Consider the following 18,599-nt stretch of genomic DNA (forward strand, 5'->3'; position numbering starts at 1 on the left):
CGGGGCGCCCCGGGCGCCGGCTACTTCGCCGCCGGAACGGCCGCCACCGCTTCCTTCGTCGCCTTCGTCGCACCCTTCACCAGGTCCGACGCCGCCGGGGACTTCGCGCCCGCGTAACCGGCGCCGTTGTACGTGAGCGTGATGACCACGTTCTCCGAACGTGCCACGACCGTCGCGTAGCCGAACGTCTCGCCCGTCTTCGACAGGCTGTAGGTGACCGCCGTCGCCTCCGTGCCGACGCCCGCCGCCGGGGTCGCCTTCGTGCCCTTCGCGCCCTCGGTGGCGCGCGCCTTGGCGACTTCCTTCTTGTAGTACTCGGCTGCCCGGTCCTGGCCCGAGCCGATGCCTTCGTCGGAGTCGTACCGCATGAAGGAGATGTCCAGCCAGCGGTACTGCGAGCCCTTGACGCCGTTGTCGTCCAGGCCGTTCCACGAGCAGCTTCCGCGCGTCGTTATGTCCGAGGACTTGCCCGCCGAGCCCGACTTGTCCTTAGCCTTGGGAACCAGGTCCGCCGTCGTCTTCGCGGCGATCGACTTGCAGGGGTCGGCGGGCAGGGACGTGAACTTCGCGGGAGCGACCTTCGCCGCCTCCTTGGACGCCGAGGCGGCAGGCTTGTCCTTACCGCTGCCCGAGTCCGAGCCGGAGTCCGATCCGGAGTCGGAGGAGCAGCCCGCGGCGACGATCATCACCGGGACGGCCGCGCAGGCGAGCATGCGCAGACGGGTGCGGGTGCGGGAGCGGCTGGGTCGCGGGGCTGATCGCTGCATGGTTCCTTCACTCGGTAGTCGTACGGTCCGATCGGCCACGGTAACCGCCCGGGGCGTCGATCCGGGCCCGGGCGGCAGACTCGGTCCCGGGCGGACGCCCGGCCCGGACGCGGCCCCGGACCCCCTACTCGTTGAGCTGGTCGGCCAGCTTCCGGGCCAGTCCCCGGGCCTTTTCCTGCAGTTCCTTGCTGTCGGGGACCGTCGTGGAGTGGGCCGGCTGCTCCGCGTACCGCACCGTCACGACCACGTTCGATGTGCGAAAGACCACGCTGACCGTACGGCGCTTGGCGGCCGAACCGGACGCGGCGTACACGTCGTCCACGAAGGCCGCGTCACCGAGATCGTCCAGCAGGCGGGGCTGGAGGCCGGGAGGCGTCGTCGCGGCGTTGGGGGTCTTGCCGGGGGAGGGCGAACCGGACGGGTCCGCGTCGTCACCGTCGGCGGCGGCGTCCTCGCTCCCGGCCGCGGCGGGAGGCGGCAGGGCGGCGCCGTCCTCCTTCTTCGCGTAGACCTCCTGCGCCTTGTCGGCGTCGCTCACCGCGGGGTCGTAGGACACGACGCGCTCGACGTCGATCACCAGGTTGTGCGAGGCGTCCGGGGAGTCGGCCGCCCACGCGCACCCGACGCGGCGGTCGGTGTCGTACGTCACGGCCGCCGTGCCCTTGTACGCCTTCTCCCGCTGCTCCTCGGGGAGCTGGGCGACACCCGGCAGCAGATCCCGCAGCGTGGCCGGCTCCACGGAACCGCACGGCTCGCGCAGGGTCCGGTACTTGCCCGGGGGCGCGGTGGTCGTGGTCGGGACACCGGCCTTGGCGTCGATGTCGGAGCCGTCGCCACCGGTGCCGGAAGTACAACCCGCGACGAGAGTCACGAGCAGCGCCGCCAGGCCGGGTACGTACGCCTTTCGCTGCACGGTCCCGGGCTCCTTTCTACGCGATGTGGACATGAGTTCTAAACGGTCGTACTGATGAGAACTACGCAGGTGCCGCGCTGGTTCCACGTACGGCACAACTGGCGTGTTCACGCGAAAAGCGTTTGCCGCCGCATGGCGTGCGGTGGAGACAATGTGTACCTCACGCATTGCCGTGGATGCCGGTTCGCTGTCTGATTTGGCGTTCCTGGTTCCGGTTTTTGCTGTATCAGACTTTCGGGAAGACTTTCGGGGGAATCGAGGAACTATGTCGTACGTGGAAGTGCCGGGCGAGAACGTCCCCATTCGTATGTGGACGGACCCCGCGTCCGTCGAGGACGTGGCGATGCAGCAGCTGCGGAACGTGGCGACGCTGCCCTGGATCAAGGGCCTCGCGGTCATGCCGGACGTCCACTTCGGCAAGGGCGCGACGGTCGGCTCGGTCATCGCCATGCAGGGCGCGGTCTGCCCGGCCGCGGTGGGTGTGGACATCGGCTGCGGCATGTCGGCGGTCAAGACGTCCCTGACGTCGAACGACCTGCCGGGCGATCTGTCGCGGCTGCGGTCCAGGATCGAGCAGGCGATCCCGGTGGGCCGGGGGATGCATGACGACCTGATGGAGCCCGACTCGGTCGGCGCCGGCTGGGACGACTTCTGGGCGCGGTTCGACGGGATCGCCGAAGCGGTCAAGTTCCGTCAGCAGCGGGCCGTGAGGCAGATGGGAACGCTCGGCGGGGGAAATCACTTTGTCGAGTTCTGTATCGATTCGACAGGATCTGTCTGGCTGATGCTGCACTCCGGCTCCCGGAACATCGGCAACGAGCTGGCGGACTTCCACATCGGCGTGGCACAGGGCCTTCCGCACAACCAGGACCTGATCGACCGCGACCTCGCGGTCTTCGTCACGGACACCCCGGAGATGCGGGCGTACCGCAACGACCTGTTCTGGGCGCAGGAGTACGCGAGCTACAACCGCGCCGTGATGATGGACCTCTTCAAGAACGTCGTCCGCAAGGAGTTCAAGAAGGCGAAGGTCACCTTCGATCCCGTCATCTCCTGCCACCACAACTACGTCTCCGAGGAGCGCTACGACGGCATGGACCTGCTGGTCACCCGGAAGGGCGCGATCCGCGCCGGGAGCGGTGACTACGGGATCATCCCCGGCTCGATGGGCACGGGCTCGTACATCGTGAAGGGCCTCGGCAACAAGGCGTCCTTCAACTCGGCCTCCCACGGCGCCGGCCGCAAGATGAGCCGCAACGCCGCCCGCCGGAAGTTCTCGGTGCGGGACCTGGAGGACCAGACGCGGGGCGTGGAGTGCCGTAAGGACTCCGGCGTCGTGGACGAGATCCCGGGCGCGTACAAGCCGATCGAGAAGGTCATCGACCAGCAGAGGGACCTGGTCGAGGTGGTGGCGAAGCTCAAGCAGGTGGTGTGCGTGAAGGGCTGACCGTGGCTGTACGGGGGGATGCGGGGGCGCCGCGCACGGCGGCGCCCCCGCATGCGTGTCACGGCTTGTGCGGGTGGGCGGGACGGGTCGAGGACCGGTAGGCGCGGTGGACCAGGCCGATCTCCGCCACGTTCTTCGTCAGTTCGAAGTTGAGCCAGCTCGCCACGTGGACCAGCTCCACTCCCTCGCCCCAGGGCAGGCCCGCCGTGCGGGACTTCGAGTCGAGGTCCGCGTCGGTGAGCTTGAGCAGTTCCGTGCGCCAGGAGTCCTTCAGGGAGTTCAGCCAGGCGATCGTGGCGTCCGTGGTGCCCGGCCAGTGGATGGACTCGCGGGGCGGGGCTCCCGGGCCGAAGCAGTGGGTGAGGGTGGTCGTCCACCAGTAGCCGATGTGCCAGGTCAGCCAGCCGATCGAGGTGCTGGGGACCGGATCGGGCTCGGGGACCTGCCAGTCGGCGACCCAGTCGCCCTCGGCGTCCGGGCGGACCGTCCAGCAGTCGGGGGACGGTTCCCAGAGGCAGGCGCGGTCGTCCAGGTCCTTGAGGTAGTACTCGAACAGCGCCCAGGCCATGTCGAGTTGGCGGACCAGCAGGTCGACGCGGGGGACAGTCGTGGTCATGGCGGCGAGCGTTCCACCGGGGGCGGGGACGGGCAAACGATTTGTTGTTGCCGCCGGACCCCCGTCCTGGTGTTCACTGGCGGCGGAGCCGGGCCACCGACAGCCCGGCCACCGACAGAGCCGGGAGAACCGCCTTCGTGACCGATCGATCCAACCTGCTCGCCGACTGCGGGAACTGCTTCGGGCTTTGCTGCGTCGCGCTGCCCTTCGCCGCGTCGACGGACTTCGCCGTCGACAAGAAGGCCGGGCAGCCGTGCGCGAACCTGCGGAGCGACTCGCGCTGCGGCATCCATACGCGGCTGCGGGAGAAGGGCTTCCGGGGCTGCACGGTGTACGACTGCTTCGGCGCCGGCCAGCAGGTCTCGCAGGTCACCTTCGGCGGGCGGGACTGGCGCGAGGACCCGGCGACGGCGCGGCGGATGTTCGCCGTGTTTCCCGTGATGCGGCAGCTGCACGAGCTGCTGCGGTATCTGACCGACGCCCTGGCGATGGCGCCCGCTCCCGGGCTGCGCGAGGATCTGCGGGCCGCGCTCGACGCGACCGAGCGGCTGACCGCGAGCGACCCCGAGACCCTGGTCGAGCTGGACGTCGCCGGCCACCGGGCGGGCGTCAACGAGCTGCTGCTGCGCACCAGCGAGGCCGTCCGCGCCGGGGCCGGGGGAAAGCGGAAGGAGCGCAGGGGCGCCGATCTGATGGGCGCCGGGCTCAGGGGCGCCGACCTGCGGGGCGCGAATCTGCGGGGCGCGCTGCTGGTCGCCGCCGATCTGCGCGGCGCGGACCTGCGGTCGGCCGATCTGATCGGGGCCGACTTCCGGGACGCGGACCTGCGGGGCGCCGATCTGACCGGCGCCCTGTTCCTCACGCAGGCGCAGCTCGACGCGGCGAGGGGCGACGCCGCGACCGTGCTCCCGGCCTCGCTGGCGCGCCCCTCCCACTGGTGAGCGGGGAGTGCGGTGACGGGGTCAGCCGCGCCGTTCCGCCGCGTGCAGGTCGTGCGCCCGTGACAGCGCGTCGGTGAAGTCGCGCCGGGTGTCGTCGGACCAGTGCATCAGGTCCGCCAGGACGCGGGCGAGCGTCTCGCCGGGGCTGCGGCGCCAGCCGTCGCCGGAGAGCGTGTACGTCTCCAGCGCGGCGCTCGCGCGGCGGGTGGCGGCGTCCCGGCGGGCGTCCTCGGGGCCGTGGCCTTCGCCGGGACCGCGGACGTCGTCGGTCATCCCAGTTCCCGGTGCACCTTGGTGTTGGACGCCTGTGCCCGGGGGCGTACCACCAGGAGGTCGATGTTCACGTGGTGGGGACGGGTGACCGCCCAGGTGATGGTGTCGGCCACGTCCTCCGCGCTGAGCGGCTCCGCGACCCCCTCGTACACCTTCTCCGCCCGCTCGGTGTCCCCGCGGAAGCGGGTGGAGGCGAACTCCTCCGTCTTGACCATGCCGGGTGCCACCTCGATCACGCGGACGGGTGTGCCCACGATCTCCAGGCGGAGGGTCTCGGCCAGGACGTGCTCGGCGTGCTTGGCCGCGACGTAGCCGCCGCCGCCCTCGTACGTGGCGAAGCCGGCGGTCGAGGAGAGGATCACCACCGTGCCGTTGCCGCTCGCGGTGAGGGCGGGGAGCAGGGCCTGGGTGGTGTGGAGGGTGCCGATGACGTTCGTCTCGAACATCCGGCGCCAGTCGTCCGGGTCGCCGCTGGCGACGGGGTCGGCGCCGAGGGCGCCGCCCGCGTTGGCGACCAGTACGTCGACGGAGGGGAGGCGGCCGAGTTCGGCGGCGAAGGCGTCGACGGCGGCGCGGTCGGTGACGTCGAGGACGTGGGCGGTGGCCGAGTGCCCGGCCGCGTTGATCTCGGCGGCCAGCGCCTCGATGCGGTCCTTGCGGCGGGCGGTCACGACGACGTGACAGCCGGCGGCGGCGAGTTGGCGAGCGGTGGCGGCTCCGATGCCGCTGCTGGCTCCGGTGACGACGGCGGTGGGGATACCGGCGACGGTCATGGCGTGCTCCTCGCGCGTGTGGGCGGCTGATCGACTCCCGGCCAGGATAGGCAGGCGGTGCGGCTCAGTGGTCGCGCGGGGCGTACATCAGCACGGCCATGCCGAGGAGGCAGATGAGCGCGCCGATGATGTCGTAGCGGTCGGGACGGTAGCCGTCGGCGACGACGCCCCAGGCGATGGAACCGGCGACGAACACGCCGCCGTACGCGGCGAGGATGCGGCCGAACTCGGCGTCGGGCTGGAGGGTGGCGACGAAGCCGTACAGGCCGAGCGCGATGACTCCGGCGCCGATCCAGATCCAGCCCTTGTGTTCGCGTACGCCCTGCCAGACGAGCCAGGCGCCGCCGATCTCGAAGAGGGCGGCGACGGCGAAGAGGGCGACGGAGCGGGCTACGACCATGGGCTCAGCCTGTCACGAGGGCGGAAGCCGCCATCAGGGCGGATGGCGGCTCGACACGCTGACGGCTGGTCAGAGTCGGAAGGTTATGGGCGTATCTTCCGATTATGCGTGTAATGCACAGAGCGATGACGGTGGTGTTCGCCGCGGCCATGGCCGTGGTGATGGGCGCGGGTTCGGGATCGGGTGTGGAGGCCCCCGGCGCGGGTGAGGGTGGGGTGGGGGCCGTTGGCCAGGGTCCCGAACGGGGCCCGGTCGAGGCCGACGTCGCGCACCACGGCCATGTCTCCCTGTGGGGCGGCCGGCTCACCGTACGGCTGTCGACCGGCAACCACGGCCCATCGGACCTGGCCGGCGCCACGGCCGGGCTCGTCTTCTCCGAACCCCTGGCCGCCGGGCAGAAGCTGCCCGCCGGCTGCCTGTGGGGCGGGGACCGGGTCGTGTACTGCCAGGCGGACGCGTTGCGGGCCGACGGGCGGGACAGCGAGTTCCTGCTCGACCTGCGGACGGCCGGCGATCCCGCCGAGCTGTCCGTGGACATCGCCACCGTGTGGAACGGCGGCGCCGAGGACCGCAACCCGGACAACGACAAGCACCATGTGCTCGTCCCCGCCACCGGCGATCTGTACATCTACTGACGCACGGCGCGGCGGCCCCGGCGACTACGCCGCCGCGCCGCCGAATTCCCGCAGCGCCTCGTCGACGATCGCCGCCAGCCGCGCGTGGTGCGCGCCGCGCCAGTAGACCCTGCCGCAGGCCGTGCACTGCGCGAACACGTCGTACGTGCGCTGCGTGCCCTGCTCCAGCCGGCCCTGGACCGAGTCCTTGTCGGCCGATCCGAGCGGGCCGTTGCACGCCGTGCAGCGGGTCCACGGGGCGAGCACGGGCGCGAACCGCCCCAGAACGTCCCTGAGCTGGTCGTCCGTGCGGTCGCTGTAGATGTACGCCCCCGCCCAGATCTCCCGGCGCCGCAGCAGACCCCGGTCGCGGGAGAGCATGACCCGCCGCTCCTTCGCCGAGAGCGCGGCCAGCGCCGGATCGCCGATGTCCTCGCTCTCGTACGCCGCGTCGACGCCCAGCAGCCGCAGGCGGCGCGCGAGCGTGCCGAGGTGGACGTCGAGCAGGAAGCGCAGCGGCGCGCCCGGTACGCGCTGCGGCCGAGCCACCGCGCGCACCTCCACCGACTCGCCCGCCGACGGGATGTGCGACGTGGCCACCGGGCGTCCGTCGACCAGGAGTTGACCGGCCTCGGTGAGCGGGACGCCGAGGGACTCGACGACATGGCCGAGCGTGGACGAGCCGTCCGTGACCACGGCCGTACGCCCGCCGCGCCGCCCGGCCGGGACGAAGACGTGCAGCTCAGAGGCGAAGGTGAGGTGGATCTGCGGTCCGTTCACGTCGTCAGCATGTCACCGGGCCGCGAGGCGGGCCAGGGCTTTCCGCGCCGCTACGGCCCGCCACCCGTGTCAGGTCGCCTCCAGATCCAGCCGCCACTCGTTGCACCGCATCGGACGCCCGGCCGGATACTCGAACTCGCCCTCCCCGAGCAGTTCGAAGCCCGCCTTGCGGCACACCGCGTTCGACGCCCCGTTGCCCACCGACGGGTACGCCATCAGATAGCGGTGCCCGCGCTCCGCCCGTGCCCGCTCCACGACCGCCTTCGTCGCCGCCACGGCGAGCCCGCGTCCCTGGAACTCCCCGAGCACGGCCCAGCCCGTCTCGTACACGCCCTGGCCCTGCCAGGTGGTCTCCCAGAAGCCGGTGTTCCCCACCGGAACGGCGTCCGGCAGCAGCACGATCCGGAACATCCGGCCCTTGCCGGTGCGGTCGGCGCTCAGGGCGACGTACCGGTGGTGCCTGACGAGCAGCTGGTCCTCGGTCTCGGGGCCGCCGAGATGCTCCATCAGCTCCGGCGCGTTGGCGGCGCGCAGCAGGCCGAGGTCCCCCTCCGACCATGGCTCCAGCCGCACCAGGGGTGCTTTCATCTCCATGTGACCGACAGTAGAGCGGGGCACTGACAACGAGGCCCTGACAGCGAGGCAGTGACAGCGAGGCCATGACAACGGAGCGGGGAGGCGCGGTCGCGTGAGCTACACGGGTGTCTGGTCGGTCGGCGCCGTGCCCGACGCCGAGGTCGCCGCGCTGCCCCGGCGGTTCGCGCATCTCGACGAGACCTGGACCGTCCCGGACGGCTGCGCCGAGGACCTGGGCTGGTGGCTGGGCGGCGGCGACCGCGAACCGTACTTCACCCCCGAACCGACCGCCGCCGCCCACCGCTTCGCCGCATTCGCGAGCGGCGGCGGCCCCTCCGCCCCCGCCGTGGTCGCCATGAAGGACGCGGCGACCGGCCTCCTCCACCGCGCCGCCGCCGACGGGGGCGATCCGGACGCGCTGTTCGCCGTGGCTGTACGCAAGGGCGAGCCCGCCACCGCGCTCCACCACGGTCTCGGCGCCGAGGCGTCCTCCCGACTGCCGGGATGGTTCGGGGACTTCCTGCTCACCGCCGACGAGGCGCGGGCCGTCCTCCCCGGAGCCGAGTCCGTACTGGCCCTGACGGGACCCCGGCGGCGGGAGGTGATCGCCCGTATCGACTCCTGGGCGTACGCGATGACGGACGCGCCGGAGGGGGAGTTCGACGCCGCCGGGCTGCTGGCGGGGCCGCTGCGGGTGCTCCGGTACGCCGCCGCCCACGGCCTGGGCGTCGTCGCCGTGACCGAGAGCTACTGAAGAGAGTGCGCGTGCGCGTACGCCGTCGGCGGCACGCCCACCGTCGCCGTGAAGTCCCGCACCAGATGCGCCTGGTCGCTGTAGCCCAGCTCGGCCGCCAGCGCCGCCCAGTCGACCCCTTCGTGCGCCTCGGCGCGCTCCAGCGCGTCGTGGATGCGGTGGCGGAGGATGACCCACTTCGGCCCGACTCCCACATAGGTGGCGAACAGCCGTTGCAGCGAACGCACCGACAGTCCGGCCGCCGCCGCGAGCTGCGCCGCCCGCCGGATCGTACGGTCCTCGCCGACCAGCCCGACCACCCTCATCGCCTCGTCGGCCTGCGGATCCGGGCGCGCGCCCAGACCCAGCAGGTACGCGTCGAGCGCGGCGACCCGCGCGTCCTCGGCGGCCGGGTCCAGGACCGCGCCGACGTCCGCGCCGTCCGCGGGCAGCACCTCGGCGATCGGCACCCGCCGCCCTGACCACTCGGACACCGGCCACGCGGGCGCGAACGGCCGGAAGCCGCCGGCGCGGAACTTCACCCCGCACACCCGGCCGCGTCCCTCCAGCTTCTGTGTGAACAGTTCGAGCCCGATCCCCGCGACCTCGCCCCAGGGCGGGGCCGCGCCGAACCGCTGGAAGACGACGTTCACCGAAGGGTGCGGGACGACGTGGGAGGCGTACGGCTCCGACAGATCCCAGTCGATCAGCCAGTACAGCTCCACGTAACGGCGCAGCTCCGGCGCCGGCAGGCGGCGGCGGAAATCGGCCCGCGCGAAGAGCCCGGGGGCGTCGACGATGCCGCGGGTGTCGCGCCGCGGAGCTGCTGTCATGGCGGGATCCTATGTCGCGTTTGTTCAATACGCGGGAGGGGCGACGACCCTAGCTTGGGTGCCATGGACGACAAGATCAGCACCCTCCTCGAAGCGGCCGCGTCCGACGCCCTGCCGGTGCTGCGCGGTGTGCGCGACGACCAGCTCACCCTGCCCACCCCCTGCGCCGAGTACGACGTGCACGGCCTGCTCGACCACCTCTTCCAGGTGATCACCAACTTCCAGGTGCTCGCTGGCAAGGGCGACTCGGACTTCGGCTCGCCGCCCGAGCGACTGGCGGACGACCGGCGCGAGCGGTTCGCCGCCGAGATCGGCGGGCTGATCGAGGCGTGGGCCGCGCCGGGCGCGGAGGACGGTGTCACCGGGGCCATGAACATGCCCGCGCGGACCGTCGGCGCGATGGCGCTCGGCGATCTGACCGTGCACTCCTGGGATCTGGCGCGCGCGACCGGGCAGCCGTACGAGCCGGACGCCGCCGTCGTAAGGATGCTGGGCGTCGAGTTCGCCGCGCTGGCACCGACGGCCCGGTCGATGAACGTCTTCGGCGAGCCGTTCCCGGTGAACGGGGACGTCACGCCGTTCGAGTCCCTGCTGGCCGAGACCGGGCGTGACCCGGGGTGGCGGCCGCCGGCCGGCGGGTGAGCCGCGCTCGGCCTCCTGAGCCACGCCTGCGCTCAGCCGTCGGACGGCTCTGACGGGCCTGAGGGGCCTGACGGGCGGGCCCGGGTGATCGCCGACTCCACCGCCGCCACGCGGTCCGCCAGCAGGCCGAGTGCCGCGACCGCCCGTGTCACGGGGTCGCCCTCCGGGCCGCCGAGTGCCTGCCTCCGTACGTAGGCCGCCTTGATCTCCGCCCAGCGGGCGGCCTGTTCGGATGTCAGCGACGACCGCAGCTCGGCCAGCCGCAGCAGATTCGCCTCCGCGCCCGTGGTGAGGGTCTGGGCCTCGCCCGCGTAGTGGTCGTCGATGACGGCCGACAGCTCGGCGTCGTTCATCACCGGGTCGATCCGTGCCGCGATCTTGTTCATGTTGCGGTACGAGCCCTGGAGCTGGAACGGCGGTGCGGTGCGCGACTCGTCCGTCCGCGCCGCCGACGCGATGTACGCCTCGTTCACCGCGAGGACCGTGCGCCGGGCGGTCAGCAGATGCCGCAGTACGGCCAGGACACGGTCCAGCTCGGCGGGGGCGTACGGGTGGACGAGGGCCTCCGGCGTGGCGCCGGGGGCGCCGTCCGCGAGGCGCACCAGCACGTCGAGATCGCGCCGGTCGCGGCCCGCGAGGGGCGCGAGCACCGGGTTGGAGGTGAGCGCGTTCTCCACGAAGCTCAGCGCGAACGCGTCCTCCTTGCCGGTCAGCACGTCGCCGAGGTTCCACACGTCCGCGCGGTTCGCGAGCATGTCGGGGACCCGGAAGCGCCCGCCGGTGCCGGTGTACGGATTGCCGGCCATGCAGACCGCGAACCGCTTGCCCCGCAGGTCGTACGTGCGCGCCTCGCCCTCCCACACGCCCTCGATGCGGCGTTGCGCGTCGCACAGCGCGATGAACTTCTGGAGCAGCTCCGGTGACGTGTGCTGGATGTCGTCCAGGTACAGAAGGGTGTTGCTGCCCGCGGCCAGCGCGAAGTTGATCTTCTCGACCTCCTGGCGCGCGGTGGCGTTCGGCGCCTCGGCCGGGTCGAGCGAGGTGACCGAGTGGCCGAGCGCGGGACCGTCGACCTTCACCAGGAGCAGGCCGAGCCGGTCGGCGACGTACTCCATGAGCGTCGTCTTGCCGTAGCCGGGCGGTGAGACGAGCAGCAGCAGGCCGTTGGTGTCGGTGCGCCTGCTGTCGTCGGAGGTGCCGAGCTGCTTGGCGAGGTTGTCGCCGATGAGCGGCAGATAGACCTCGTCGATGAGCCGGTTCCGTACGAAGGAGGACATGACGCGGGGACGGAACTCGTCCAGCCGCAGCCGGGCCCGTTCGGTGGTCACCAGGGCGGTGCGCTGCCGCTGGTAGGCGCGGAAACCGGGCACGGTGTGCTCGCGGAAGTTCCGCGTCCTGAAGAGGAGTTCGTCGATCCGTACGGTCATCCGGCGGCCGGTGACGCGCGGATGGCTGCCGAGCAGACCGTCGACCTCGGTGGTGAGGTCCGCCGTGGAGGCGTACCGGTCGAGCTCCGGGCAGAGCGCGACGGCGACCGCCTCGGCCAGGTCGCCCGCGTCGGCCGGCTCGCCGGACGCGGGGCCGCACGAGGCGCTGTAGGAGGTGAGCCACGCCTCCACGAGCTGGCGCCGGGCGGCGAGGCCGTCGTCCCGCGCCTGCTTCAGGTCCTCGGTGAGGGCGGGGCCGCCGGGGGAGCGGTGGAAGCCGTCGAGCAGCGCGCGGGCAGCCGCGCCGGTGACGAAACCGGGCGGGCCGCTCGTCAGCTCCTCGAAGAGGTAGTCGGCCACGTGGCGGGGTTCGACAGCCGTGTCGGCGCAGTGCGCGCCGAAGTCCCGTACCGCCGACGCCACCTCCGTACGGAAGGCGTCGATCCCGACAGCGGGCCCGAACGTCTCGCGCACGCGCGCCAGCGACACCGCCCGGCGGGTCCAGTCCTCCCTCGCCCGGTCCGTCACGCCGTGCGCCCAGAACAGTTGCGCCGCCGCGCGGGCCGCGGGCGGGTGGCGCAGCAGACCCGCCTCGTCGTGCAGACGCAGCAGCGCGGTGAGGACCGCCGTCGCGTCCTGGTCGTGGACGCCGCGCTGGTGCCCCTCGTCGTACGCGGCCTCCGCCGCCGCGCGGACGAGCGCCGGGAGGTCGTCGGCGTCCCGGAGCCCGGCCGCGCCGTGTTCGGCCAGCAGACGGGCGGCCAGATGCTCGGCGCGGTAGACCTCGGGGGACTCGGAGGGCAGCAGTTGGTTCCAGTACGGGCGGGTGGCCTCGAACGCCGGGTCCGTGACGGGGGCGCGGTAGTCCGTGCCGGTGAGCGCGAGCGCCGTGCGGTCGCCGTGCGGGACGAGGGTCAGCTCCGGCGTGCGGGTGTTGACCGCGAAGGTGTGGCGGCCGAGCCGGATCGTGGCGCCGCCGTCCGCGTACAGGTCGGTGCGGTCGCGCAGGGCGCGCGCCGCCTCCTGGCGGGCCGAGGTGAGCCGGCCGTCCAGCTCCTCCGCCCGCACCCGGTCGCCCAGCTCCCGCAGCTCGCCGGCCGTGCGGCGGACCTTGGCGACCATCGGGTCGGACGCGAAGTAGGTGTTGACGGCGTCGGTGTCGGCGAGCGAGGAGAGCCTGCGGGTGATCGAGCCGAGTACGCGCACGGCCGAGTCGGCCAGCCGCTCGGCGCGCCGGGCGCGGGCGTCCTGAAGGCTCTGCCTGCGGGCGGCGAACGCCTCGTAGACCTCGGTGCGCTTGGCCTCCAGCTCGGCGAGGAAACCCTCGTACTCGACGAACCGGGACTCCAGGTCCTCCAACTGAAGCAGCAGCGCGGCCAGTTGCTCGTCGCAGCTCTCCGGGGTGTCGGCGGCGGCGAGCGCGCCGGTCACCGCCTGCCCCAGCAGGGAGAACTCGGCGGCGAATTCGGCGCGGCCCTCGTGGTCGAGGAGTTCGGAGCGGCGCGCTTCGAGCGTGGCGCGGGCGCGGTTGACGCCGCCGAGCACCTCCGCGACGCGCTCCAGGACGGAGGTGCGGACGACGGTGTCGCCGATGTCGAGTCCCGTGACGACGTCGGTGACGCTCCGCAGCCCGGCGGCGTGCTCCCGCAGGCGGTCGGCGACGGGCGCGGCCTCGGCGACCGTGGTGATGGCCGCGGCGTCGGCCGTCAGCCGCTCGACCTCGGCGTGGTGGCCGGTGAAGGCGTCCTCGCGTCCGAGGAAGGCGACGGCGCGGCGCGCGGCGGCCTCGATGTCGCCCTCGGTCGCCGCGACGAGGGAGTCGATCCGGTCGGTGTCCGCGTACCGCATCTCCTTCAGCGTCACCAAGTGACCCTGCGCGCGCCGGAGTTCGGTGAGCCGGTCCACCCAGTCGGCCGCGCTGCGGGGTGCCTCGCCGCGGACGCGGCGCACGAGCGCGGTGACCTTGGCGGCGGACTCGGTGAGCGCCTCGGCGGCCCGCTCGGTCAGGGTCCGAACGGTCTCGAACTCGCCGAGCACCTGCTCGGCGGTGGTCCTGATCTCGGCCAGCAGCTCGTGCGGGGCGTCCAGTTCGGGGTCGGTCAGCCAGTGGTGACGGTCGGCGGCGCGGGCGCAGGCCGTGACGAGGGAGGCGTAGGCGGCCGTCGTCGGCGTCGCGGTGGGTGCCGTCGTCCCGGCGACCGCGCGGGCGATCGACAGACAGTCCGCGATGCCGCGCACGAGATCGGCGTTGCCGACACGGGCGAGGGGCCCGGTGCCGGCGGGGCGGGCGGCGGCGTAGGTGTCGGAGACGTACGGCGAGTGCCAGAGCTGGAGGGGATGCACCCGCGCGGGCTCCGTCGCGGCGCGCAGGGTCATGAGGGTGCCGTCGTCGAAGACGGCGTACCCGGAGCCGGTCAGCGGCGCCGCCGCCTCCTTACGGATGACGTTGTACGGCAGGAGGAGAGCACGGCCCTCGGCACGGTCCTGGAAGACGTACAGCACGTCCTCCCCGTTCGGCGAGGACACCGCCCGCTCGAACTCCAGGTCTCCGGCGGATCCCTCTCCGGCGTCGGTGTCCGTGTCGAAGGTTTTGGCGGTGTCGGTGGCCGCCAGGTAGCAGCCGCCCGGGAAGACGATGCCCTGGTCCTCGGGGAGACGGCGGCAGGAACGGCCGATGCCGTCGAGACGGGTCACCTTCCCGGTGAGGGTGTTGAGGACGAGATGCCGCCACGCGTCCTCCTTGTAAGGACGCACGCGCAGCAGGAGCAGCGGGCCCACGCGCGCGTGGGTGACATCGGCGTCGGCGAGGGACTGGAGGGGTTCGGTGACGGGCTCGGAGTAGATGCCCTCGGCCGTCTCCGTGTCGTCCGCCGCCTTGAGGGTGAGGGAGCCGCCCACCGTGGAGACGTAGGCCTCGCCGCCGACGCGGATGTGCGGGTGACGGCCGAGTACGTGGTCGTCGCGGGTGGCGGCCGTCCACTCCATGTCGTGCGACGGCGGGAAGACATGGTCCCGGTCGCCGCGCGCGTCCAGGAACTGTGCGGTGCCGTCGGTGCGCAGCGCCCAGCGCAGTACGCGGATGTCGTCGGCCTTCTCGCCGGTACGGAAGACGGCCAGCAGCTTGCCGCCGAGATGGCGCAGGCGCAGCAGCCGGGCGTCGCGGTAGTAGCGGAACAGCGCGCCCAGCTCTCTTACGAAGGCGGGGTCGTCGAGCAGTCCGGGGACCGCGTCCTCGGGGAGCGGGTCGAGCGCGCGGTCGTGGAGGGCGAAGACGTCGGCGACCGCGATCTCGGGGCCCCGGCCGGCCGTGGTGGTGTCGACGGCGTGCCCGAAGAGCAGCGCGTCGCCGACCGCGACGATGTCGCGGGGCACGCTCGCGTGCGGCGTCCGGACCTGTCCGGTGCCGGTGAGCCGCAGCTCGGTGGAGCCGAAGGACTCGGTACGGCGCGAGTTGAGCGCTTCCGTACGGAGGGCGAGCTCGCCGCCCCGGGCGGCGAGCCGGTCCCGCAGCACCTCGTAGGCACCGGCGTCGATCCGGGTCCCGGTGCCGGTGCCGTTGCCGGCGGGCGCGCCCGCCTCGTTGGCCGTCGTCGTCATCTGTGGTCACTCCCTGCGGGTTCTGCGAAAAGGAGCCGGGGCCGCCACACCCCCGTGGCGGCGGCCCCGACCGGTCATGGCCCGCCGCCCGCGCCCCGTGCGCCGGTCGGACGGGCTTCGGCCCCTGCGCGGGCGGCGCGCTGCCAGGGCCGGAGTCGGCGCTTGGTCCGCGTTCCGGCCGGCCCGTGGTGCTCACGTGCCGCCCCTGCGGGTGGCGCGCCGCCCGAGTCGGCCTCGTACGGCCGATCCGTGCGCCGCGCCGACGGGCTTCGGCGGTTCGGTGGCGGCCGTGTTCCGCCCTTCGGGGCGGGGTCCGAAGCCGGCCGTGCGGCCGGTTCGTGCGCCGCCCTGTCCAGGGCTTCGGCCGCTCCGTCGCGGTCACGGGCCCCGCCAACGCGGGCGGACCGAATCGGCGTCGTGCCCGGCGGGTCGTGGGCGTCAGGACTTGTTGAGCGTGCCGTTCAGCTTCGCCGCCGGGTCGGCAGCGGCCCCGCCCGTACCGCTCAGCTCCGTGAGCGGCATGTCCGCGAGGCCCAGCTGCTTCGCCTTGTCCAGCAGTTCGCCCAGCTGGCCGCCGCGCGACCCCGTGCCGCCGTCCGATGCCATCAGTTTCGTCAGCAGCGCCGACACGGTCAGATTCCGTACGTCGGCCGTCGACACCGAGCCGAGCATCTTCGCCAGGTCGTCCGTGAAGCTCGCCGACCCGTCCAGCCACGGCCCCGCCAGCGTCCGCGCGGTGTCCGAGTGCTCCATGAAGCCGTCCAGGCCCTTGCCGAAGGAGATCGACGAGACCAGCCGGTCGAAGAAGACGGTGTCCCCGCCGACGATGTTGATGTCCGCGCTCTCCAGCCCCGTCGCCAGCACCGCGGCCTGCGCTTCGGCGACCTGCCGCCGCGTCTCCAGGCCCGCGAGCCGGACCTCCTTGTCCGCCTCCAGGCGCAGCCGGTACTCCTCGTGGCCCCGCGACGCCTCGTCCAGCGCGGCCATCGCCGCCGCCTTCTCGGTCAGCCCCGCCGCCTCGGCGCGCAGCCGCGCCTCCGTCGCCCCGGCCTCCGCGAGGCCGGCCTTCTCGACCGCGTCGGCCTCCTTCTCCCGTACCTGCACCGCCGCCAGCCCGACGGCCGCCGTCTCCGCCTGGATGCCCTCCGCGAGGCGCGTCTTGGCCTGGGCCTCCAGATCCGCCGCCTTCACCCGCGCCTCGGCGAGCGTGATCTGCTCGGCGGCCCGGTGGACCGCCGCCTGCTCGGCCGCCTCGGCTCCCTTGATGTCCTTGACCAGCTTCTCCTGCGCCTCGGCCTCCGCCGCGATGACGATCGCCTGACGGTCGCGCTCGGCGGACTCCACGGCACGCAGCCGCTTGATGGACTCCTCCTGCTCGGCGACCGTACGGTCCACGGCGATCCGCTCGCGGATCACCTCGGCGATCTCCCTGCGCTCCGTCTCGACCTCCTTCTCGGCCGAGATACGGGTCAGTTCGGTCTCCCGCTCGCGCGCGATGACCTCAAGGAGACGGTCCTTCTCGATGCGCTCGGTCTCGATGGCGATGACCCGCTCGCGGTTCTTCTCGGCGACGGCGACCTCGCGCGCCTGGTTCTCGCGCTGGACGCCGAGCTGCTCCTCCGTACTGAGGAAGGCGCTCTGCGCCCGCAGCCGCTCCTCCTCACGTACCCGCGCCGTCTCGGCCTCCTCACGGGCCCGCACGGTGTCGATCTCGCGCTTCTGCTTGATCTCGGCGTCGGCCTGACGGCGCTCCAGCTCCAGGATGGCCTCGCGGGCGTCGACGTTCTGGCGGGTCGTCTCCTTCTCCTCGGTGCGCCGGAACTCGTTGGTGCGTACGTGCTCGATGGCCGTCAGTTCGGTGATCTTCCGGATGCCCTGGGCGTCCAGGATGTTGTTGGTGTCGAGCTGCGCGAGGGGCGTCTGCTCCAGGTAGTCGATCGCCGCGTCCTCCAGGCTGTAGCCGTTGAGGTCGGTGCCGATGACCTGGATGATGCGGTCCCTGAACTCGTCCCGCTTGGTGTAGAGATCGGTGAAGTCGAGCTGCTTGCCGACCGTCTTCAGCGCCTCGGAGAACTTGGCGTTGAACAGCTCCTGCAGCGTCTCCTTGTCGCTGGCCCGCGCGGTGCCGATGGCCTGGGCGACCTTGATGACGTCCTCGGTGGTCTTGTTGACCCGGACGAAGAACGAGATCCGGATGTCGGCGCGGATGTTGTCGCGGCAGATCAGTCCGTCCCGCCCGGTGCGGGTGATGTCGATGGCCTTGACGGAGATGTCCATCGTCTCGGCCTTGTGGAGTACCGGCAGGACGACCTGGCCGGTGAAGGTGACATCGACCTTCCGCATCTTCGAGACGATCAGCGCCTTGCCCTGTTCGACCTTGCGGAAGAGCCGGCTGATGATCAGGAGCAGGGTCACTGTGATGAGCAGGACGACGGCGACGAGCACGCCGACGCCCAGGGTGATGGCATCCATGAGTAGTCCTTGCGTGGAGGCATGAGGGCCCGACCGACGAGGATCAGGTGAAGGAAGAGCAGATGAAGGTGGGGCAGGTGAAGGAAGGTGAGGTGAAGGAGGCCGGGGAGGGCGCGGCGGCGGTCAGGCGGCCGAGGCGCGCGGGTCGAGCGCCGTGTCGTACGGCGCGACCCAGAAGAACTCGCCCGCGTCGTCGTAGGCGTACAGCAGCCCCGTGCTGCCGTTGCCCAGGGGCGGCGCGTCGGCCTTCGCCATGTCCGCGCGGTGCTGCCTGACCTGTACGACCGCGGTGGAACCGTCCCGCGCGGCGACCTCGGCCTGGCCGAACCAGGCGTCCACCCGCCCCGTGCGGATGGTGCAGGTCTGTCCCACGAAGTCCAGCCGGGACGGGCCGGGTTCGTCGGGGAAGAGCGTGTGGAGTGGCCGTACGAGCAGCCGGGTGGCCCACCAGGCGAGCAGTGTCGCGCCGGCCAGGACGGTGAGCGTCAGCGCCGCCCGTACGAGGCCCGAGGTGTCGAAGGCACCGAAGCGGTGCAGCGCCACGGACCCGGCGAGGCTGCTGAACCAGGCGAGAGCCGTCAGCAGGGAGAAGGCCACGGTGACCGGCACTCCGCCGATCCCGGCGGCGTCGAGGTCGACGTCCGAGTCGAAGCTGTCGGTCTCGGCGACGCCGGTGAGCACCAGCAGCCAGAATCCGATGACCACGATCAGTGCGGCGGTGAAGAGGAAAGTAGGGAATCCGAGTGCCGCGTCGATGAATTCACGCATTCTCGTTCCCCCTCGTCCGACGCTCCG

At 72.3% G+C, this 18,599-nt stretch carries 17 protein-coding genes; 5 read left to right on the forward strand and 12 right to left on the reverse strand.

The window, feature by feature from the left end; genetic code table 11:
- Window positions 1-20 precede the first annotated feature (20 nt).
- Window positions 21-767 carry a DUF3558 domain-containing protein gene (locus tag GXP76_RS09470; RefSeq protein ID WP_242570996.1) on the reverse strand — a complete coding sequence of 249 codons (747 nt, stop codon included), beginning with the start codon at window positions 765-767 and terminating at the stop codon, window positions 21-23.
- 124 nt (window positions 768-891) lie between these two features.
- Window positions 892-1,680 (reverse strand): DUF3558 domain-containing protein, encoded by a 789-nt coding sequence (locus tag GXP76_RS09475; protein WP_242570997.1) that lies wholly within the window; start codon window positions 1,678-1,680, stop codon window positions 892-894.
- 265 nt (window positions 1,681-1,945) lie between these two features.
- Between GXP76_RS09475 and GXP76_RS09480 the strand changes: the two genes are divergently transcribed.
- Window positions 1,946-3,127 (forward strand): RtcB family protein, encoded by a 1,182-nt coding sequence (locus GXP76_RS09480; protein ID WP_242570998.1) that lies wholly within the window; start codon window positions 1,946-1,948, stop codon window positions 3,125-3,127.
- A gap of 58 nt (window positions 3,128-3,185) precedes the next feature.
- On the opposite strand, the gene GXP76_RS09485 is transcribed toward GXP76_RS09480, so the two are convergent.
- Window positions 3,186-3,743 (reverse strand): DinB family protein, encoded by a 558-nt coding sequence (locus GXP76_RS09485; RefSeq protein ID WP_242570999.1) that lies wholly within the window; start codon window positions 3,741-3,743, stop codon window positions 3,186-3,188.
- A gap of 137 nt (window positions 3,744-3,880) precedes the next feature.
- Here GXP76_RS09485 and GXP76_RS09490 point away from each other — a divergent pair, with 137 nt between their 5' ends.
- Window positions 3,881-4,684, forward strand: coding sequence for a pentapeptide repeat-containing protein (locus GXP76_RS09490; RefSeq protein WP_242571000.1), 804 nt, complete (start codon window positions 3,881-3,883; stop codon window positions 4,682-4,684).
- A 21-nt stretch (window positions 4,685-4,705) separates the two neighbouring features.
- Here the strand turns inward: GXP76_RS09490 and GXP76_RS09495 are convergent, their stop codons facing one another.
- From GXP76_RS09495 to GXP76_RS09505, 3 genes are all read right to left on the reverse strand, one after another.
- On the reverse strand, window positions 4,706-4,957 hold the full coding sequence (locus GXP76_RS09495; protein ID WP_242571001.1) for a hypothetical protein: 252 nt from the start codon (window positions 4,955-4,957) through the stop codon (window positions 4,706-4,708).
- Window positions 4,954-5,730: an SDR family NAD(P)-dependent oxidoreductase gene (locus GXP76_RS09500; protein WP_242571002.1), complete on the reverse strand. Its 777-nt coding sequence runs from the start codon at window positions 5,728-5,730 to the stop codon at window positions 4,954-4,956. The genes GXP76_RS09495 and GXP76_RS09500 overlap by 4 nt, the downstream gene beginning before the upstream one ends.
- A 64-nt stretch (window positions 5,731-5,794) precedes the next feature.
- Window positions 5,795-6,130 carry a YnfA family protein gene (locus GXP76_RS09505; RefSeq protein ID WP_242571003.1) on the reverse strand — a complete coding sequence of 112 codons (336 nt, stop codon included), beginning with the start codon at window positions 6,128-6,130 and terminating at the stop codon, window positions 5,795-5,797.
- Window positions 6,131-6,243: 113 nt separating this feature from the next.
- On the opposite strand from GXP76_RS09505, the gene GXP76_RS09510 reads away from it, so the two are divergent.
- Window positions 6,244-6,765 (forward strand): hypothetical protein, encoded by a 522-nt coding sequence (locus GXP76_RS09510; RefSeq protein WP_242571004.1) that lies wholly within the window; start codon window positions 6,244-6,246, stop codon window positions 6,763-6,765.
- A 24-nt stretch (window positions 6,766-6,789) separates the two neighbouring features.
- Here the strand turns inward: GXP76_RS09510 and GXP76_RS09515 are convergent, their stop codons facing one another.
- Both GXP76_RS09515 and GXP76_RS09520 read right to left on the reverse strand, forming a co-directional pair.
- Window positions 6,790-7,524, reverse strand: coding sequence for a Mut7-C ubiquitin/RNAse domain-containing protein (locus GXP76_RS09515; RefSeq protein ID WP_242571005.1), 735 nt, complete (start codon window positions 7,522-7,524; stop codon window positions 6,790-6,792).
- 69 nt (window positions 7,525-7,593) lie between these two features.
- Window positions 7,594-8,118: a GNAT family N-acetyltransferase gene (locus GXP76_RS09520; protein ID WP_242571006.1), complete on the reverse strand. Its 525-nt coding sequence runs from the start codon at window positions 8,116-8,118 to the stop codon at window positions 7,594-7,596.
- A 94-nt stretch (window positions 8,119-8,212) separates the two neighbouring features.
- Between GXP76_RS09520 and GXP76_RS09525 the strand changes: the two genes are divergently transcribed.
- On the forward strand, window positions 8,213-8,854 hold the full coding sequence (locus GXP76_RS09525; RefSeq protein WP_242571007.1) for a hypothetical protein: 642 nt from the start codon (window positions 8,213-8,215) through the stop codon (window positions 8,852-8,854).
- Here the strand turns inward: GXP76_RS09525 and GXP76_RS09530 are convergent.
- On the reverse strand, window positions 8,848-9,666 hold the full coding sequence (locus tag GXP76_RS09530) for a helix-turn-helix domain-containing protein (RefSeq protein WP_242571008.1): 819 nt from the start codon (window positions 9,664-9,666) through the stop codon (window positions 8,848-8,850). The two genes, GXP76_RS09525 and GXP76_RS09530, sit on opposite strands and share 7 nt — an antisense overlap.
- 63 nt (window positions 9,667-9,729) lie before the next feature.
- Here GXP76_RS09530 and GXP76_RS09535 point away from each other — a divergent pair, with 63 nt between their 5' ends.
- Window positions 9,730-10,308: a TIGR03086 family metal-binding protein gene (locus tag GXP76_RS09535; RefSeq protein ID WP_242571009.1), complete on the forward strand. Its 579-nt coding sequence runs from the start codon at window positions 9,730-9,732 to the stop codon at window positions 10,306-10,308.
- Between the two features lie 32 nt (window positions 10,309-10,340).
- On the opposite strand, the gene GXP76_RS09540 is transcribed toward GXP76_RS09535, so the two are convergent.
- The 3 genes from GXP76_RS09540 to GXP76_RS09550 form a co-directional block, all read right to left on the reverse strand.
- The gene (locus tag GXP76_RS09540) at window positions 10,341-15,332 is read right to left on the reverse strand and encodes a DNA repair ATPase (RefSeq protein WP_242571010.1); all 4,992 of its coding nucleotides are present in this window, start codon (window positions 15,330-15,332) and stop codon (window positions 10,341-10,343) included.
- A 438-nt stretch (window positions 15,333-15,770) separates the two neighbouring features.
- On the reverse strand, window positions 15,771-17,804 hold the full coding sequence (locus tag GXP76_RS09545) for an SPFH domain-containing protein (RefSeq protein ID WP_242571011.1): 2,034 nt from the start codon (window positions 17,802-17,804) through the stop codon (window positions 15,771-15,773).
- Window positions 17,805-17,927: 123 nt separating this feature from the next.
- A complete protein-coding gene (locus tag GXP76_RS09550; protein WP_242571012.1) occupies window positions 17,928-18,572 on the reverse strand; it encodes a hypothetical protein in 645 nt (214 codons plus the stop codon).
- Window positions 18,573-18,599: the final 27 nt, after the last annotated feature.

Origin of the sequence: Streptomyces sp. NP-1717, from assembly GCF_022695985.1 — a bacterium.
GTDB lineage: Bacteria > Actinomycetota > Actinomycetes > Streptomycetales > Streptomycetaceae > Streptomyces.

Coding starts and splice junctions, on each gene's coding strand:
- GXP76_RS09470 (WP_242570996.1), bottom strand. CDS start 767: ATGCAGCGATCAGCCCCGCGACCCAGCCGCTCCCGCACCCGCACCCGT.
- GXP76_RS09480 (WP_242570998.1), top strand. CDS start 1,946: ATGTCGTACGTGGAAGTGCCGGGCGAGAACGTCCCCATTCGTATGTGG.
- GXP76_RS09485 (WP_242570999.1), bottom strand. CDS start 3,743: ATGACCACGACTGTCCCCCGCGTCGACCTGCTGGTCCGCCAACTCGAC.
- GXP76_RS09495 (WP_242571001.1), bottom strand. CDS start 4,957: ATGACCGACGACGTCCGCGGTCCCGGCGAAGGCCACGGCCCCGAGGAC.
- GXP76_RS09500 (WP_242571002.1), bottom strand. CDS start 5,730: ATGACCGTCGCCGGTATCCCCACCGCCGTCGTCACCGGAGCCAGCAGC.
- GXP76_RS09505 (WP_242571003.1), bottom strand. CDS start 6,130: ATGGTCGTAGCCCGCTCCGTCGCCCTCTTCGCCGTCGCCGCCCTCTTC.
- GXP76_RS09510 (WP_242571004.1), top strand. CDS start 6,244: ATGCACAGAGCGATGACGGTGGTGTTCGCCGCGGCCATGGCCGTGGTG.
- GXP76_RS09520 (WP_242571006.1), bottom strand. CDS start 8,118: ATGGAGATGAAAGCACCCCTGGTGCGGCTGGAGCCATGGTCGGAGGGG.
- GXP76_RS09530 (WP_242571008.1), bottom strand. CDS start 9,666: ATGACAGCAGCTCCGCGGCGCGACACCCGCGGCATCGTCGACGCCCCC.
- GXP76_RS09535 (WP_242571009.1), top strand. CDS start 9,730: ATGGACGACAAGATCAGCACCCTCCTCGAAGCGGCCGCGTCCGACGCC.
- GXP76_RS09540 (WP_242571010.1), bottom strand. CDS start 15,332: ATGACGACGACGGCCAACGAGGCGGGCGCGCCCGCCGGCAACGGCACC.
- GXP76_RS09545 (WP_242571011.1), bottom strand. CDS start 17,804: ATGGATGCCATCACCCTGGGCGTCGGCGTGCTCGTCGCCGTCGTCCTG.
- GXP76_RS09550 (WP_242571012.1), bottom strand. CDS start 18,572: ATGCGTGAATTCATCGACGCGGCACTCGGATTCCCTACTTTCCTCTTC.